The organism is Mesorhizobium loti (assembly GCF_003148495.1).
Classification (GTDB): Bacteria; Pseudomonadota; Alphaproteobacteria; order Rhizobiales; family Rhizobiaceae; genus Mesorhizobium; species Mesorhizobium loti.
The window spans coordinates 104,956-122,806 of the sequence record NZ_QGGH01000002.1 but is presented as its reverse complement, the minus strand read 5'-3'; the positions used below and the strand labels follow the sequence as shown (position 1 = coordinate 122,806).

General features: G+C 62.1%; 13 protein-coding genes. 10 read left to right on the top strand and 3 right to left on the bottom strand.

What is annotated here, in order from left to right; translation table 11 throughout:
• Positions 1 to 36 precede the first annotated feature (36 nt).
• From tssK to C8D77_RS09105, 8 genes are read left to right on the top strand one after another with little or no spacing between them, the layout of a single operon-like run.
• Complete coding sequence (gene tssK, locus C8D77_RS09140) at positions 37 to 1,371, top strand: type VI secretion system baseplate subunit TssK (protein WP_109661612.1); 1,335 nt, start codon at positions 37 to 39, stop codon at positions 1,369 to 1,371.
• A 4-nt stretch (positions 1,372 to 1,375) separates the two neighbouring features.
• Positions 1,376 to 2,698, top strand: a complete 1,323-nt coding sequence (icmH, locus tag C8D77_RS09135) for a type IVB secretion system protein IcmH/DotU (protein WP_109661611.1) — start codon at positions 1,376 to 1,378, stop codon at positions 2,696 to 2,698.
• A gap of 1 nt (position 2,699) precedes the next feature.
• On the top strand, positions 2,700 to 6,236 hold the full coding sequence (gene tssM, locus C8D77_RS09130) for a type VI secretion system membrane subunit TssM (protein WP_109661610.1): 3,537 nt from the start codon (positions 2,700 to 2,702) through the stop codon (positions 6,234 to 6,236).
• Positions 6,233 to 6,778, top strand: coding sequence for a type VI secretion system-associated protein TagF (gene tagF / locus C8D77_RS09125; RefSeq protein ID WP_109661609.1), 546 nt, complete (start codon positions 6,233 to 6,235; stop codon positions 6,776 to 6,778). Before tssM ends, tagF begins: the two co-directional genes overlap by 4 nt.
• Entirely contained in the window at positions 6,667 to 7,863 is a 1,197-nt protein-coding gene (locus tag C8D77_RS09120) for a DUF2169 family type VI secretion system accessory protein (RefSeq protein ID WP_146211772.1), read from the top strand. Before tagF ends, C8D77_RS09120 begins: the two co-directional genes overlap by 112 nt.
• Positions 7,860 to 8,870 (top strand): hypothetical protein, encoded by a 1,011-nt coding sequence (locus C8D77_RS09115; RefSeq protein WP_109661607.1) that lies wholly within the window; start codon positions 7,860 to 7,862, stop codon positions 8,868 to 8,870. Before C8D77_RS09120 ends, C8D77_RS09115 begins: the two co-directional genes overlap by 4 nt.
• Before the next feature lie 10 nt (positions 8,871 to 8,880).
• Complete coding sequence (locus tag C8D77_RS09110) at positions 8,881 to 9,960, top strand: PAAR-like domain-containing protein (RefSeq protein WP_109661606.1); 1,080 nt, start codon at positions 8,881 to 8,883, stop codon at positions 9,958 to 9,960.
• Complete coding sequence (locus C8D77_RS09105; protein WP_109661605.1) at positions 9,947 to 10,819, top strand: hypothetical protein; 873 nt, start codon at positions 9,947 to 9,949, stop codon at positions 10,817 to 10,819. Before C8D77_RS09110 ends, C8D77_RS09105 begins: the two co-directional genes overlap by 14 nt.
• Before the next feature lie 57 nt (positions 10,820 to 10,876).
• Here C8D77_RS09105 and C8D77_RS09100 read toward each other — a convergent pair whose 3' ends face one another.
• The 3 genes from C8D77_RS09100 to C8D77_RS09090 are packed head-to-tail and all read right to left on the bottom strand — an operon-like array spanning position 10,877 to position 14,717.
• Positions 10,877 to 11,956: a HEAT repeat domain-containing protein gene (locus C8D77_RS09100; RefSeq protein ID WP_109661604.1), complete on the bottom strand. Its 1,080-nt coding sequence runs from the start codon at positions 11,954 to 11,956 to the stop codon at positions 10,877 to 10,879.
• Positions 11,956 to 12,381: a DUF6484 domain-containing protein gene (locus tag C8D77_RS09095; RefSeq protein WP_109661603.1), complete on the bottom strand. Its 426-nt coding sequence runs from the start codon at positions 12,379 to 12,381 to the stop codon at positions 11,956 to 11,958. Before C8D77_RS09095 ends, C8D77_RS09100 begins: the two co-directional genes overlap by 1 nt.
• An 8-nt stretch (positions 12,382 to 12,389) precedes the next feature.
• The gene (locus C8D77_RS09090) at positions 12,390 to 14,717 is read right to left on the bottom strand and encodes a type VI secretion system Vgr family protein (protein WP_109661602.1); all 2,328 of its coding nucleotides are present in this window, start codon (positions 14,715 to 14,717) and stop codon (positions 12,390 to 12,392) included.
• Between the two features lie 263 nt (positions 14,718 to 14,980).
• Between C8D77_RS09090 and tagH the strand changes: the two genes are divergently transcribed.
• Positions 14,981 to 16,033 carry a type VI secretion system-associated FHA domain protein TagH gene (gene tagH / locus C8D77_RS09085; RefSeq protein ID WP_109661601.1) on the top strand — a complete coding sequence of 351 codons (1,053 nt, stop codon included), beginning with the start codon at positions 14,981 to 14,983 and terminating at the stop codon, positions 16,031 to 16,033.
• A gap of 302 nt (positions 16,034 to 16,335) precedes the next feature.
• Positions 16,336 to 17,841: a type VI secretion system protein TssL, long form gene (gene tssL, locus C8D77_RS09080; protein ID WP_109661600.1), complete on the top strand. Its 1,506-nt coding sequence runs from the start codon at positions 16,336 to 16,338 to the stop codon at positions 17,839 to 17,841.
• Positions 17,842 to 17,851: the final 10 nt, after the last annotated feature.

Here is a 17,851-nt window from a genome sequence, read left to right as displayed (position 1 = left end):
CCAGGGCAAGGGGAGCTCGATGCAGAGAGTAGCGGCATGAGCGATGCAAACAGGGTGTTGTGGTCCGAAGGTCTGTTTCTCCGGACCCAGCATTTCCAGCAGCAGGATCGCTTCTTCGAGGCGACGGTGCGCGGCGCGTTGCAGGCCGGGCAACTGCATACGTTCGGCTTTCAGCAACTGACGCTGGATCAGGCATTGCTGGAGGCCGGCCAGATCTCGATCCTGTCGGCACGGGGCATCTTTCCGGACGGGACACCTTTCTCCATTCCAGACTTGATGGACGCGCCGCGACCACTGCTGGTCACCCCAGACACGGGCGCCGGGCCGGTGCTGGTCGCCTTGCCGCTGGAGCCTCCGGGCGGTGTCGGCTTCGATCCGGCGCACGCCGCCGCCTCCGGAGCACGCTATCACGGACGGATCGTTTCGGTGCGTGACGCCGTCCAGGGCGGTTCAGACCCTGAAGAAATCGAGATCGCCCGTCCGCAGGCGCTGCTGCTTGCACCCGGCAAGTCGGTCGGTGGCTACACAGCCTTGCCGATAGCCGACCTCAAGGGGGTTCGGGCCGATGGCGGCGTCTCCGTGGACGAGGCCTTCCTGCCGCCGACACTGATCACCGGCGCGGTGGCCTGGTATCGGCAATTGCTTCTGGAGGTTGTCACGGGCCTCGACCAGATCGCCGAGGCGCATGGCAAGATGGTCATGGGCGGGCCTGGGCGCAGCGTCGAAGATCTGCTGATGCTCAATCTCGCCAATGCCGCGCGTCCGCGGCTGGCCCACATGCTGGCGCAGGATGTCTTCCATCCGGCCGAGCTTTACCTGGAACTTGCCGGGCTCGCCGGTTCGATGGCGACCTACGGATCGAGCGCGCGGCGGCTGGGCGAGTTGCCCGCCTACGATCACATGGCGCCAGGCCCCGCCTATTCGGCGCTGGCGGATGCGCTGCGCTCGCTCATCCTCAGCCTGCGTTACATCGAGCCGAAATCGCGTGCGCTGCCTGTCATGCGGCATTCGACCAATGTCTGGAAAATCCGCATCGACAACCCGAAGCTATTGGTGGCCAGCCGGATCGTCATCCGGGTCGGCTCGGAGCTCTCGGAGGACGCGCTGCGCAAGATCTTCGTCAATCAGGCGACTGTCGGCTCGGCCGACCAGTTCGAGGGCCTGTGGAAATCGCGTTTGCCCGGCATTCCATTGAAACCGCTTCATTCCCAGCCGCGCGAAATCCCCTACGATGGTGATCGGCTGTGCCTCGAGCTGGACCAGAAAAGCGAGCACTGGGCGTCGCTGCTCGATGCTCCCGGCTTCGTCATCGGCGTTTCGGGCGTGTTGCCGAGCGAGCCGCAGGTGGACTGCTATTCGGTGAACAGGTGAGATCATGAGCCGCGATGATCCGTTCGGACTGTCGGAGGATCGCGAACGCACTCGCATACGATTGACCGGCGCGCCAATGCCGCGACCGATGGCGCCACTCTTGCCGGGCGCGGCGGTAAAGCGGTCTCGCACCCACCCGAACGCGCTTGTCAACGCATTCGCACCCTTGCTTGAGTTCGCTCCCGAGCTTGAAAGCGCGCTGCCGCCGGAGAATCCGGAAACGTTGCGCACCCGATTGCTCGAAGAACTGGTCCGGGCACGCGACACGGCAATGTCGACGGGATCCTCGATGGAGCGGGCCGACCAGGCAGCCTGGGTCGTGGCTGCGTTGCTCGACGATCTGGCTTTGAACACGCCATGGGGCGGCGCCAGCGCCTGGCCGCGGCAGCCGCTTGTGGTCATGCTGCGCGGCGATGTCGATGCCGGCACGCAGTTCTTCACGCGTCTCGACGAACTGGAACGCCATCCCAACCGCGATCGCGAATTGCTGGAACTGCAGTATGATTGCATGGCGCTCGGCTTTCGCGGCAAATACCGCGTGCCCGGCCGATCAGGCGACCGCTCGCTCAACGCCGTGCGCGTGGCCGCGGCACGCTTCCTGCGCGATGCCGACGCCGAAGGCGCGCCGCTGTCGCCAAACTGGAAAGGCGTGATCGCATCCGACGAGCCGCAGCGCTTCATCGTTCCGATCTGGGTCATGGCGCTCGGTGCGGCGGTTGTTGCCACGGCAATCCATATCGGGCTCTCGATGGGACTGAGCAGCCAGGCGGTCGAGCTTTCCGCACTTGTGCGCGCCTTGCCACCGCCGGCACGCGGCGACATCAGCCGTACTTCGCCCAAGGTCGAGGCCCCGCCACCGGAGAAAGTGGATTTTGCGCTGTTGCCGGAATTTCAGGCCGGAGCGCCGGCCGACCTCAGATCCGCCCTCAGCGGCACCGAGAGCGTCTCGCTGGCCAAGCTGATCATCCAGGCCTCCAACCCCGAACTGTTCCAGTCGTCGCGGCCACAACTGACCGAAGGCTTCGAGCCCCTGATCGGTTCGATCGCCAAGGTGATCCTTGCCAATCAGGAGCTGATCGGCAACATCACGGTGATCGGTCATACGGACGGCGTTCCTCTGCAGAAGACCAATCCGCTGTCGACCAACCAGCGACTGTCCGAGGCTCGCGCGCAGACGATCGCCGACATGCTGGTCCAGAACGGAGTGCCACGGGACCGCGTCCATTCCGAGGGCCGCGCGGCCACCGATCCAGTGGCCAGCGACAGCACGCGCCAGGGGCGAGCCTTGAACCGCCGCGTCGAGGTGCTTGTCGAAAAGAGGCTGTGAGATGTTCATCCTGCGCTTCCTCTGGGCGGTCCTGACATCGCGCTGGCTGTGGACGCTGATCGGCATCACGCTGCTTTCCCTGGTCATCTGGGTGTTCGGCCCGATCGTCAGGGTCGGTCCCTACGAACCGTTCGCCTCCGAAAATGTGCGCATCGTCATCATCGCGCTGCTGGTCATCTTCTGGCTGATCTGGCTGATCGTCGCCCAGCGCCGGGCGATCCGCGCCAACCGCATGTTCGTCGCGGAGATTGCCGCGCCTGCGCTGGAAAAGCCGCTGAGCCCCGGTGAAGAAAACGTCGCTGCCGTGGGTGCTAAATTCGGCGAGGTGATGGCCGAACTGAAGCGCCGCAAGCTGGGCGGACGCAAGTTTCTGCGCGAGATGCCCTGGTATGTGATCGTCGGGCCGCCGGCCACCGGCAAGACCACGGCCTTGCGGCAGTCCGGACTGAATTTTCCGATCGACCTCACGGACGACCTGCAGGGGGTCGGCGGCACGCGCAACTGCGACTGGTTCTTTTCCGAGAACGCGGTTCTGATCGACACCGCCGGCCGCTATGTCCAGCAGGAGAGCCAGCCCGATGTCGACGCGGCGGAATGGCTGGGCTTCCTCGACCTTTTGAAGAAGCATCGCGGCCGCCGCGCGCTCAACGGCGTGATCGTCGCGCTGTCGATCGACGTGCTTTCGGAGGGCGACGAGGCCATCAAGGCGCACGGCCGCAAGATCCGCCGCCGGTTGGCCGAGCTCAACGACCGGCTCGAAATCCGCCTTCCGGTCTACCTGATGCTGACCAAGGCCGATCTGATCAAGGGTTTCGAGGCCTTCTTCGGCGGCTTGTCCACCGCCTCGCGCGAGCAGGTATGGGGAACGACCTTCGCGCTGGATGCGCGCGTGGATGCCAAGACCATCGAACGAGAAATTTCGACACTGGCGACGGAACTCGAGCGGCGGCTGGTGCCGCGCCTGGAGGATGAGGAAAAACTCGCCGCCCGTGCCGAGATCTTCCGGTTTCCCGCCCAACTGGCAAGCCTGTCCGAACCGATCCAGGTGCTGGTCGAGGCGATGTTCGGCGAAAGCCGGTATGAAGAGGCTGCATGGCTGCGCGGCCTCTATCTGACATCGGCGACCCAGGAAGGCGCCCCCATCGACCGGCTGACCGCGGCGCTGTCGTCGTCCTTCGGTCTTCCGCCACGGCGGGCCCTGCCCGCACCAAGGGTCGAGAAACGCAGCTTCTTCCTGAAGAACCTGCTCACCGAAGTCATCTTCAAGGAAGCAGGCCTCGGTACGTTCGACCCGCTGGCGCAACGCCGCCGGGCCTGGATCTGGCGCGGTGCTGCGGCTGCATGTGCCGCGGCGGCCGTGCTGGCCGGCGGGCTGTTCACCTGGTCCTATTTTGACAACCGCAACGCGATCACGGCCCAGGCAGGCCAGTTCGAAGCGCTGCAGACACCGCTGACCTCCGTTGCCGCAAATCCGGCATCGGTGCAGCAGCCCGCCATCGACAGCGCGCTCGAAGCGATGGACGCGGTCGCAAATGCCCGGACAGCACCGCCGGGCGCGGTCCAGGATCTGCTGGGGCCATCGGCCTCGGCGGAACTGGTGCGGGCTCAGACCGACACCTACGATCACGCCCTGCGCAACGTACTTGAGCCGCACATGGTGGCCCTTCTCGAGGCCACCATGTGGCGGCAGATCCGCGATCCGGATTTCATGCTCGGCGCTCTCAAGACCTATCGCATGATGACGGGCCTGTCGCAGATGGACCCCGACTACGCCCAGAACTGGTGGGTGAACAGCCTGCCCGAATTCGCGGCCGCGGCACCATTTCCAACCGCCGATGCCGAAGAGCATCAGCTTGCCGCCATCCGCCGGATGACGGTCGACGAAAGCTATATCGAGCCCGACCAGGCCCTGGTTGCCGAAGCGTTGAAAACGGTGTGCACGATTTCATTGCCGGCGCGCGCCTACAAGCAGTTGCTGGCCGATCCGGAGGTGACCGGTCTCAAGGACTGGATCCCGGCCAACTTCGCCGGCCCCAACGGGGGCAAGGTGTTTGCGCGGCGTTCCGACAAGACACTTCGCGTCGGCATTTCCGGAGCATTCACCTATTCCGGCTTCCACGACGCCATTCTCGACCGCATCGACGATGTTGCCGCCCAGGCAGCACTCGATCGTGCGGTTTTCGCCGGAGGCTGCTCGGAAAATTCCGAAACCTCGGTCTCAGCGCTGTCCGAGGATATTCTGAAGCTCTACTATGACGACTACATCGCGCAATGGGATAGCTTCCTGCGCGACATGCGGCTCGCGCCATTGACCGATCTCAATGTCGCCAGCGAAAATCTGAAGGATCTCTCGAGTGCCGATTCAGCCCTGAAGCGGCTGCTTACGGCGGTCGTCCAGGAGACCGAACTGACGCGCTCCGACGAGGCGCCCGCCGACGACAAGGCGGCTGCCAAGGGCGCCTCCAAACTGCTCGGCAAGCTTGGCAAGCTCGGCAAGCTGGCGACAAGCGGTGCGAAACTGCTTCCCCGCGCCGGGTCGGCCAGCGAGGTGGACCTGACCGGCAATCTGGTGGCCGAACATTTCAAACCGCTCAAGAGCACCATTGCCGAGGTCGACGGCCAGCCGCCGGCATTGGATGCCGCCGTTGTCGCGCTGACCGCGCTTTCGAACGTCCTGCAGACGGTCACCGCGAACCCCAATCCGCAGGATGCCATCAAGAAGCAGGGTGGCCTTGCCGAACTGACGGGTGCGGTGGCCAGGCAGGCACAGATCCTGCCCGACCCGATCAACAACTGGCTGGGCGGGATTGCCGGCGACACCAGCAATTTGACTCAGAAGGCGGTCACTTCGGAGCTCAACGCCATCTGGCGGGCCGACATACTGCCTTTCTGCCAGGCTGCGCTGAACGACCGCTATCCATTCAGTGCCGACAGCGCGGTGGACGTCAATGTGCGTGATTTCGCCAGGCTGTTCGGACCGGCCGGGCTGATCGACGGTTTCATCAATGACCACCTGATCAACTATGTCGACACGACCAGCCAGCCATGGAAATGGCGCGCCGATTTCGGCCTCGATGCTTCGGCGCTGGCGGCGTTCGAGCAGGCCAGGCATATCCGCGACGATCTGTTTCCCGGTGGTACGGGACCGGTGATGAGCTTCACGCTCGAACCGAAAGATCTGTCTCCGAACGTCACGCGCGTGACGCTCAATCTCGATGGCCAGACCCTCGTCTATTTCAACAACGCGACACGGCCGCAACCGATGACCTGGCCCGGCAAGGACGGCACGGGAGTCATCTCGCTCGCCTTCCAGCCCATCGACGGTTCGCCCGAGATCATGCTTAACGAGACCGGCAGCTGGGCGTGGCTGAGGATGCTGCGCAACGGCCGTTTCGCCGGCACGTCACTGTCCGATGTCTACAGCCTGCGCCTGGGAACGAAGGGAATGTGGGCCGATTTCGAGCTCAAGGCCGCCAGTGTCGAGAACCCCTACAACCTCCAGATGTTCAAGAAATTCTCATGTCCGCCGCAGATATGACCTTGCCCGGCTTTTACGGCAAAATGCCCGCCACCGGCGATTTCGTGACGCGGCGGCTGAGGGGCGACTTCGTTCGCGGCTGGGACCGCTGGCTGGCGCAGCATCTCGTCCCGCTGTTCGGCTCGGAATTTTGGCCAAGCACAACCGCGCTGCGCTTCCTGGCTGGCCCGGCTTGCTTCGGCGCATCGGCGGGCATCATTGTGCAAAGCGCCGACCGGATCGGCAGGCAATTCCCCTTGAGCATCGTCGCCCAGCTTTCTGAAGCTTCCGTTGGGCTAGCTGATGCCGAGGCATGGTTTTCCAGTATCGAAGAGGCGGCCATCGCAGCCCAGAACGGCGAATTGACGCCCGACGAACTGGATGCCGCGCTCGCCGGACTGCCGGTGCCGCTTGTCGAGCCAGGCGAAGAGGTCATCAGCGATATGGTGATGTGGACGGCCCGTTCGGACATTTTCGACATCGATCCGCAATCGCCGCAAATGACGCTGGAACAAGTTCTCACTGCAAGTTGGGAGGCCCGGTCGATGCAGGGGCAAATCTGATGTTCGTCAGCCAGAACACGACACCGTTTCTCGCCGAGACTTTTCCTTATCAGGACAAGCATTGCGTGAAGTTTTGTGTTGCCGTGATCCGGGCGACGTACGACGTCGATGAACACGGCAACTGCACGCCCAGCAAGAAGCAGTCGCCTTTCGTCTACGCCGACACCCATTATGGCGATCCGGAAATCACCTCCATTCGCGTCGAGACCGACTTTGCCCCTGTCAAACCGAAATGCGAGGTTCTGCTCGACGCCATGGCGGTCGCTCCGAAAGGGAGGCAGGCGGAAGCGATCGAAGTGCGCCTGGTTGGGCCGGGATTGGACAAGCGCGCGGTGGTCACCGGCCAAAGACGCTGGTTCAGAGGTGGGCTCGGCATCCAGGCATCACGGCCGCACCCCTTCATCTCAATGCCGCTGGCATGGCACCTCGCATTCGGCGGCACCGACCGAACCGATCCTGATCCAACCAAGCATCGCGGTGACGCCGTCAACCCGATCGGAAGCGGTTACCTTGTCGGCCAGGGCAACATTGACGGCACACCGCTGCCCTGTGTCGAGCATCCGCAATCGCGCATGGCTATCTGGAACGACCGGCCCAACCCGGTCGGCTTTGGTCCAGTGCCCCGCTTTGCCAAGGAACGGGCGCGCTATGCCGGCACCTATGACAAGCATTGGATGGAAAACGTCTTGCCGTTGTTGCCGCAGGATTTCGACGACTGCTACTTCCAGGCAGCCCCCCCGGATCAGTGGCTCGACAAGCTTTCCGAAGGCATGATCTTCGGCTGCTTGGGCATGAACGAGAGCGGCAAGTTCAAGGTGAAGCTACCGGCGATGTCGGTTCCGGTGCGGTTCATGTTCGACGACAGGACCGAGCACAAGCTGGTGGCGCCAGATACCCTGACCATCCTGCCGCACGAGGCGAGGATCGTTCTGGTCGGACGGGTAAGCACGAAGCTGCCCCGGAAATTTGTGAAACTGCAACAGGTCCAGGTGGGGAAGGAGCCGGAGCCGATCAGTGGCAAGCCGCACTACGCCGGGTTGAAGGAGGCTGTGGCGGCGTTGGCCGGAATGCGCAGAAAGAAATGACCGCTATTTCCTGCATCAGCCTCGTCTGCCCTGTCGGCTACACGCCGGCAAGTGCTGCTGCCGCCATGCGGGCGAGCATCTCGGTATTCGAGGAGTTGTCGTATCGGGGCAGCGGCGGTCAGCCGCTTCGCGGAGCCAGGGTTGAGGCTGTTCGGCGTGAGACGCGTGGCCGGAGCCGTCTTGCGGCACTGGCTCGACTGGCCGTCGACCATATCGATGCGAATGCCGCCGCCCTGCTCCCTTGGGGCGAGATGCCGTTTCTCCTGTGCACACGCGACGCCGATATGCCCGGCGCGCGCATCAACGGCATCCTGGCCGGACTGACGGCGCCAAACGGTGCGCCGCTGGCTGGCGAGCGCTCCTTGCATATCACGCATGGGCAAATCTCGGCTTTCGTCGCGATCGAACAGGCGCGCAAGCTGCTGAATGAGCGCAAGGTGGAAGCCTGCCTCATCATGGCGATCGACAGCCTGATCGATGCGCGCTCACTCAGCTGGCTGGACAGCCAAATGCGACTGAAGACGAGCGAAGTGACGGATGGCCTCATCCCCGGTGAGGCGGCCTGCATTCTGGTCATCAGCAAACGTCCGATCGTTGCCGGTTCTTTGCGGTTGCGAGGGCTGGGCCTGGCCATCGAAAAGGCAACAGCCAGCAACGAGGAACCGTTCCGGGCCGATGGCCTCAGCGCGGCATTGAAAGCCGCACTTGGCGAGGCAGGCGTGCAGATGCACGAAATTGCGTTCCGCCTCAGCGACGTCGGAGGCGAATCTTACGCATTCGAGGAGCTCGTGCTGGCGCAGATGCGAAACATGCGCAAGACGCGTCCAGGACAGCCTGTATGGCATGCCGCCGACTGCATAGGCGATTGTGGAGCGGCGGCTGGCCCGCTTCAATTTGCCTGGGCGGAGCAAGCATTCAAGCGCGGCTATGCTCCCGGCGAATTCGCGGCGCTGCACGGCAGTTCGATGGCGTTCGGCGGCCGAGCCGCCGCCGTGGTTTCGGCGTAACGGAGCGACGATGACGAAAAACGTCTTTGCCGGAAAGTGGGAGATCGCCGCCGAGAACGGGATGAACAAGTCGATCGCGCGGTTTCCGGACGTATGCATGTCACCACCATCGCCGCCAGCGGGGCCGATCCCGATTCCTTATCCCGATACGTCGTTCTCGAACAATCTGAAGAGCGGCTCTTCCACGGTGAAGATCGGCGGCAAGGGCGCGGCGCTGGCGCAGGAGTCGTATTACCAGGAGTCTGTGCTAGGCGACGAGGCGGCGACGCGCACCTTCGGCGCGAATGTCGTCACACATCAGATCACCGGCAAGACCTACTTCCAGGCCTGGTGCATGGACGTGAAGTTCGAGGGCAAGAACGTTTGCCGGCACTTCGACATCACCACCAGCAACCACGCCTCGGGCGGAACGACGACGGCGCCGCTTACATCGCTTGAGATGATGGCCATCACTGTATTTCAGCAGAAGCTTGATTCGGGTATTTGTCCTTGTTGCGACGAAGCAGCCCACGAATGGCAAAAAGACCCTAAGGGGGGAATGTTCAAACTCGTTACTGAAGACCGGTTCTTGAGCAAGAGAGTGGGCGCAATTCCCGATTCCAGTTCCATGAAAGGGGCGTTGGTGAATGCCGCCAACGACCTGCTGGCAAAGAAGGCTGCCGCCAGGGCCGCAGCCAAAGCCAACCCGGCGGCTGCCTGCAACAACGTCCATCCCGAGCGAACCGACCCCTGCGCCCTGTATTGCGATATCCCCGCGGGCACCAGATATCCGCCGGCGACCCCGGGCGGCAAGGGCAAGACACCAGCACAGAAGTGCTCCGAAAATTTCAGGGAAGCCAAGCGCAAGCAAACGATGCGATACTGGGAGGGAAAGTTGAACGCCGGGAAGCCGCCCGACCAGCATGTCAAATTTGGCAAGAAAGAAAAAATCAACCACAAAACCCCGAAATTTGGTGGGGGATGCAGCAGCCCTAAAAACACTGTTCCGGAGAGCGCGATGGGTGGGCCAGAGTGCACCGATATCGAGACCGCTCAGACCACCTTCGAGACCGAAATGAGTAGAGTGGAGCAGTCCCTTGGCCTCACTTGAGTCTAAAGCCATGAATCTTAGCGACCTGGCTCTCGGGTTCCATTTGCCGGACGTCGACCTCGGCAGTCTCGATTATCGCGAGTTGATCCACAGCAAGTCCGACTGGAGCGTCGTCGCGGGGATCATACTGGCCTGCCGGGAAGGCAACTTCGAATTCCTCAAGGACGTACATAAAGTCATGCAGAGGAACGACGGTTACCTCCTCTGGAGTGCGTGCATCAACATCGTTGGATACGCCGGCACCTGGGAGTCCGTTGTCAATCTTTCCCAACATCTGAGCGCCAATGGCGGTGAAGCGGAGAACGCCCACTTCATTGCAGTCTTGTTTGGCACGTCCTGTGACTTGCGAGCGGTGGACAAACTGCTCCACATCTACATGACTACAAAGGAACTCGACACGCTGAACCAGATCCGTGCGGACCTTTCTTCGCTGCTTGAACCCACGAACGGAGAAGTGTTCGACGGGATCGATGATGACGGCGATGGCGATGACATGCCCTCCAGGGATGGGAGGGAGCGCTACTCGCAGGTGGTTCGCAAACGTCGCGATGCCGTTCTTGCAACACTGCCCGATTCCCGCCCGCCTGTGTTCGAGGGGCAGATTTATAGCGTCATTGCCACAGCACGAAGGCTGCTTGAGCAGATCGAGGCGGAACCAGAATACGGGGAGCGCTTCTTTCGTGGAAAGATGATTTTCGAGGCAGCGACTGGCACTGATTGCTCCGGTTTTTTTGACGAACTCGGCCGATTAAGGCGCATCCAGGCAAGCGCTGTTCTCGAAGGCTTCTTCGATCGTGAAGATCTGAACAAGTATCAGGTTGGGCAACGTTACTTTTTCAATTACCCGATCCCAAGCTAGGCACTGCACTTTCCTTGCGGTGTCCTACGTCTGCAGTCGCGTTCGCAGATCCCACCTTCATGATCGTGTGGTGGCGGTCTGCGCCAGCCACGTCTTCACCTTATCCGGCAATGCGAGCCGTACCACGTCATCCTCGAAGTGCTTCGCGAAGGCCGATCCCAGTTCCATCGGATCGACGGTGAACAACTTCGTCTCTTCCCTGGCTTCGGGATAAAGCTCCAAAAACGCCGTGCAGGCCGCTACCGCCACATGGGGCTCGCGCATACGCTCGATGAGCCAGGCCAGAACGGACCTATCGCCCAGCATACCGATACCACGCACCGCAAGCGGCGCCGTCGGTAATGTCCTCATCAGCCCGCCCATCCACGCGCGGATGTCCTTGTGCGGCCCGGCTTTGACCAGCGCACGCATCGCAACCATGGCGTGGGGTCCGGCGGCGGTTGCGATTTTCCTGAGTTCCTGGCGCGTAAGATCGCCGGACCCCAGTTCGACGAGTGCCCATGAGGCCCATAGGCGGACGCGTTCATCCCCGTGTTCCAGCGCAGATTGGACATCCCGCCCCAGATCGAAACGTCGAAGTTGACCTGCGAGACGCAAGGCGGCAGCCCGCACCCTTGAATCGTTGTCTTTGACCAGCCGGGCCAAAGTCGCGCCCGGGTCGACATTGTGCACAATGCATGACGAGACGCCGAGGAAGCGGGTGAAGGCATCCTGGCTACCGATCCACTCGCGCACAAAAGGCCCGATCGCCGCCGGCTTGTGCCACGCAAGCGCGCCGACCAAGCCTTTGGCATCATCGGCCGTCAGGCTCCCGAACTCGACCGCTTGTGCCACCTTCCCGCCATCAGCCAGTTCCAGTGCCATCCAAGCGAAGGCGAACAGCTCGCCTTTCTCCGGAAAATTCTCGTGCTGCGCGATCAGAAATGGCCATGTAGCAGTGCCCGCGATGCGCAGGCCGTCGAGGTTTGTCTCCAGCCGCTCGTCGATCTGGGCGATGACCTTGGCGTCGGGCGGATCCTCGGCGGACCAGCTGTCACGCTGCGCCCACAGGAAGGCGACGAGTTCCGCATGTTGGCGCACGACCTCCGTCGCGATGCGAACCGGGCGTTCCCCTTCTGCCTTCGACGACGTTCGCATCAGTTCAGGTTGATCGAGCCGCCGCGAATGCGTTGCGCACCACTGGCATGACTGGTGATGTGAGCGCCACGAATGGTGATGCGGCCGTCTGCCTCCATCAGGATCGTCGCCTTGCCGCATCGCAATTCCAGGCGATCCTCGGCGGTGATCTGCACACGCTGTTCATCCCGGATCACGTGTGGAGTCGCTTTGGGGCGGTTGGGCTCGACGATCCGGCCGACAATCAGAGGCCGGCGCGGGTCACCTTCCTGAAACAGCAAGGCCACCTCGCAGCCGATCATGTCCGACGACAACTCGCACAGGCTGCGCGCTGGCAACGCCGTCTTCTCCGGATTGCCGGGAAAAACGACCAACGGGGACTCCTCCCCGAATCCCAGGAAGGCGCCGATCACCACGCCGTCGATCTTGTCCCTGACCTTGCTCATCGTCGCCCTCAATTCTCGTTGATCTTCGAGCCTTTGATGATCACATCGCTCGACGCCTTGATATTGATCGTGCCCGAGCCCTTCACGGTAATATCCTTGCCCTCGATGATGATCGTGCCGTCTTTCTTCATCACGATCTGCGCGCTTCCGGACTTCAGCGTGATGGACTCCTTAGCGTCGAGCGTGAAGTTCTTGCCAACGTCGATGACTCCGCTTTCGCCGACGTCGATCTTGCTGCCTTTGGCGATCTTGAGCATGTGCCCGCCGCCGACGTCAGTGCTGTCGTTGGATTTGATGTTGGCTATGCGTGAGGCGCCTACATCGGTCGCCTGCGACGCGGCGATGGCGACGGTCTGCCCGGCGCCTATGCTGATGCTCTGATCGGCGCCGATGGTCCAGGTGTCGCTCGTCCCTATGCTGTGCGTCTGGCTGATGCCCACGCTCACCGAGCGCGTCGCCCCGATGGTGTTGGTCTGCATCGCTCCAACGGTCCTCGTCTCCGCGGCACCGACGGTGTCGATGCGAGCCGCGCCAACGGTGACTGTCTGAACCAGGCCCACGGTCTGCGAATGATTGGCGTCGATATTCTCCGTCGAGTTCGACACGACATGAATCGTCTCGTTGGCCATGACCGTCAGCGACCGGTTCTTGCCCACCGTCTCGGTGTCGTTGCTGCCGATATTGGTGGTCTGGTCGACGCCGACTTTGACCGTCTTGTTGTTGCCGACGTCCTCGTCGAGGTTGTGGCCGACGGAATGCTTGGCGTCGTGGTCGATGCGGTCCGACTGATCGTGCTGCACCAGCTTGGTTCGGTCATGCTTGATCAGAAGGTTGTGATCCTTCTGCGCCTGGAAATTGACCAGTTCGGAGCCGGCCTTGTCCTCGAACATCAGTTCGTTGTAGCCGCCGCCGCCGAGCGAGGAGTTCGACTTCCAGCCGGATTGCGTGGCATTCGCCGGCAGCCCATAGGGCGGCATCTGCGAGGCATTGTAGACCCGGCCGGTGATGATCGGCAGATCAGGGTCGCCTTCAATGAAGTCGACGATCACCTCCTGGCCAATGCGCGGTATCTGGATAAAGCCCCAGCCGCTGCCGGCCCAAGTCTGCGAGACCCGCACGAAACAGGAGCTGTTCTCGTCCTTCTTGCCCAGGCGATCCCAGTGGAACTGCACCTTCACCCGGGCGTATTTGTCGGTGAATATCTCCTGGCCCGACGGGCCGACAACCGTTGCCGTCTGGGGCCCACGCATGATCGGCCGGGGCGTGATGCGCGGCGGACGATAGGGCAAGGCGGTCGGCGCTACGCCGAGGATCACCTTGAAGTTCTCGCTGTCGACGTCGGCATGGCTTCTGTATCCCGGATCGAACAGCCTGTATTCGGCACTGACCACCAGATACTCCTGGTTCTGGTCCTCGCGCGGAAAGCCATCCAGCTTGAACGTGCAGCCCGAAGAAAGGCCGCGGACAGTGCCGACCGCGGCGATGCGCTGGTGGACGGCCTGGATTTCCTCGCGCCGGATCGCAGCGAGGTTGTCGCCCCGGCCGACTTCGAGATGCGCGCCGGGCTGGCGATAGTTTTCGCCGGCGGCCAGTTTGTGACTGAACGGCTGGGCCGACTTGGCCATAAGGTCGGCGCCCGGCTTCTTGAAATCATAATCGGTGTGGGCATAGGCGCCCGGGCGCACCGAACTGCCCGGTATCCATTCGGTGATGTACTCGACATCGCGCCGGGAGCCCTGCCCTTCAAAATGATAGGGCACTTTCTCGTAGCCCGGCGCTGGCTTCAGCTTGCTCATCGCATCGGTCAGGACAAGCGTGTGTTTGCCCTCGTCATGCTCGAAAAAATACAGGATGCCTTCATGCTCGAGCAGTCGCTGGACGAAATCCAGGTCGGTCTCGTCATACTGCACGCAGTATTCGCGCGGAGGGTAGGATCCCTGCAGACGCAGATCGAATTCCGCCGTGCTGTATTTCTTGAAGACGTCCTTGACGATGTCGACGACGCTCTTGTTCTGGAAAATACGGCAATCGGTGGTGTTGCCGAGGAACCAGAGCCATGGCCTGACGACTGCTTCGTAGTAGGCCAGCCGGTCTTCGATGCGGGTCAGCCGAAACTCGGACACGAGGCCGCTGAACCACCGTTTCGGATCGGATTCACCTTCGACCGAAACGACACCCCCCAGCATCTTCAGCGGATCGATATCGGGGCTGGGGCTGACGAACCCTACCGTATAGGCCAAACAACGGCTGATCTCATCGCGCCCGACAAGATGCGTGAAGGTCAACAGCTCGGCGCCAACAGGTGTCTGCACAACCGTGGCACGTTCGTTCGGCATGGGTCGTGCCCCTCCTGGACGCGGCCGCCAGCGTGGTGGATTTAAAGTTCCCGCTCTATTAACAAGATCACGCTCAGAAACTTTTCGATCCGCCGCACAAGGCCATGTTGAGCCTACCACATGTTGTCCAGCAGACCAAAGGGACGGGGGGGGGGCGACTGAACCCTGCCCTGTCAATGCATCGGCTCGAAACGCTACTGTCCTGTTGTGCGCGCAAACTGCTAGTATGTGGAGTATCGGTCAGCGTTCGACGGCGATCCTGGATGTACATCAGTCTGCAAATCAACAGTATCGACTCCTTGCCCGCTGATATCCCGACCGGCTACGCGGCGCGTGATCGCGGCTTCGAAATCGGACGCGAGGCTTGTGACTGGACCTTGCCGGACCCGGACAAGTTCATCTCCGGTCGGCACTGCGAGGTCCGATACGAGGCAGGCGCGTTCTGGTTGCACGATGTCTCGCGTAACGGAACCTACATCAACGGATCGAGCCAGCGTATGACCGGCCCGCATCGGCTGAGCCATGGCGACCGGATGCTGATCGGCCGCTATGTCATCTTCGTATCGATCGACGACGAGCGCGTCACGACAGGTCATCCCAGCCACAGTTCGACACAACGAGAAATGCCGGCCGCGACAGGCCGGCCGCTGGAATTCGCCGCCGAGCCGTTCTTCACTCCACCGGAGCAACAGTCCGGGCAGCGGGTTCCGGCTCCGGCGTTCTCGTCGCAAGCGCCACTGCCCTCGACCAGAGACGAAGTCCTGCGGGAAATCGCGATCGCGGCCGGCATCTCGCCGGAATTGCTTCAATCGCGCGATCCGCATGAAGTTGCCGCCGAAATCGGCACGGTCCTGCGGACAGTGGTCGAGGAGCTGGCCATGCTTTTGAAAGCGCGCGCGGCCGCGAAAATGCTGGCCAAGAGCACACAACGAACGATGATCAGCGCCGCCGACAACAATCCCCTGAAGTTCGTCCCGGGAACCGACGACATCCTCGAAATCATGTTCGCCCGCCGCAGGGTCGGCTATCTTGATGCCAGGCGCAGCATCGAAGATGCATTCCGCGATCTCAAGACGCACGAATTCGCCACCTATGCCGCCATGCAGGCTGCGCTATCGCGGCTGCTTGATGACCTGTCGCCCGAGGCGATCGGAAGGAAACTCCCCCCTACGTCGTTCTCGTCGAAGAAAAGCCAGGCCTGGGACGCTTTTGTCGCGACCTGGCGAACCATGGAGGAGGCCCATGAGAACGGCATGCTGGACATATTCCTGGCCTATTTCAGCGAAGCCTATGCCAAGGCCGACAAGCAAAAATAGACCGGCCCAAAGGGGATGCGAGGCTGAAGTCGACGAAGAAAACCTCTTCGGTGCGCGGCATCCGGTTCCAATAGAGAGTTTCTGAGATTACGATCACATACGACACTTCGCTAAGCGGGTAAGGCTGATCGACCTGGGGGTCTGCGGCAAATGTCATCTTTCGGCGGGATAGTAAGATATAGCCGACCTTTCGCCGGACACTGCCAGGGTCGGCAGGGGTTGCATTTTCTTCACCTGACGAGAAACCGTTTTGCGCCTGTGTCGCCCAGTCGCGGGCATACAGCCTGCTCGGACGATCGGCCATGAGTTCGAAAGACGATCCTTTCGGCCCGGCAGGCAAGACCGTCATTCGCGCCCCTCCAAGGCGTGAGCGAAAACTGGCGCCAGTCCCTCAGGAGCCCGTCGCGGATGGCGGGCAAGCCTCGCAGATCAAGGATTCGACAGTGTTCGATCCCGGCGTCGGCCGGCATACACCGCCGGGCTGGACATCCGGGACCGTGATTTATCAAGGAGCTCCTTCCGGAGCGGCAGGAGGCGTCGCTTCCGCGGCGGCGCCGGCTCTACGGCAGGAGACCCTGCTCAACGTCACGGACAGTGTCAGATATTCCGCAACAAACCCGATCCTTGCCGCGGCCGCACCGTTGCTGATGCTGTTCGGCCAACTCAGGCTTATCGCCATCGAGAGACAAGCCGGGCCGTTGGCCGAACACGTCACCGCGGCGATTGATAGATTCGACAGGACACTGGAGAAATCAGGTGTTGCCGAAGAGGATGCGCGGATTGCGAAATTCGTCCTCTGCGAAACCGCCGACGATCTCATCGGCAACCTGCCTTGGCCACAGAAAGACGCTTGGGCGCAGCACAGCATGCTGTCGCAGTTCTTTCACCTCGAGCCCAGCGGCACAGGCTTCTTCGAAGCGCTGAACAAGATCCTGGCCAGTCCCGAGGCACACTACGATCTGCTCGAACTGATGCATGTCTGCCTGTCGCTGGGGTTCGAGGGCCAGTACCGGGGCCTGACGGGCGAAGACAGCAATCTCGAACGCGTTCGGCGCGACGTTTACGAAACGCTTCGCTACTTCAGGGCACGCGCAGACGCCGACATCTCGCCCCGCTGGCAGGGCTTGGCGTCGACCATGACGCAATCGTCGACACGCGTGCCGCTCTGGGTCGTCGCGGCAGCTGCGTCGGCGCTGCTGACTGCTGCATTCTTCGCGCTGCGGGTCTTCATCACCAATGAAGGCGATGCCGCCGCCGGTGAATTGCTGGCTCTCACCCCATCGACGCCGATCGCCATCGAACGGGCCAGCGTAGCCCCGTTGGCCGAACCGGTGAAAGTCTCCCCACCCGCAGCCACAACCACGCAGATCGATCGCATCCGTTCGGCACTGGCCAAGGAAATCGAAGGCGGCGGGCTGACCATCGGCACGAAGGGCGACTTCATAGTGGTCGAAATCAACAATCTCCTGCTGTTCCAGTCCGGCAGGGCCGAGGCGAAGCCGGAGTTCCAGCCCATTGCCGCCGATATCGCCGCGGCCCTGGAACCCGAGCGCGGACCAATCAGGATCGTCGGCCATACGGACAATGTGAAGCCGCGAAAATCGAGCCCGTTCAAGTCCAACTTCGATCTTTCCGTCGCCAGGGCGAAGGCTGTCGAAACAATGATGGCACCGAAGTTCAGCGATCCTTCGCGACTGACGGTCGACGGCAAGGGCGAGGACGAGCCCATCGCCGACAATGCGACGCCGGAAGGCCGCGCCAAGAACCGCCGTGTCGATGTGATGATCGCCAAGGAGGAAGCATTGTGAGCACGGCAAG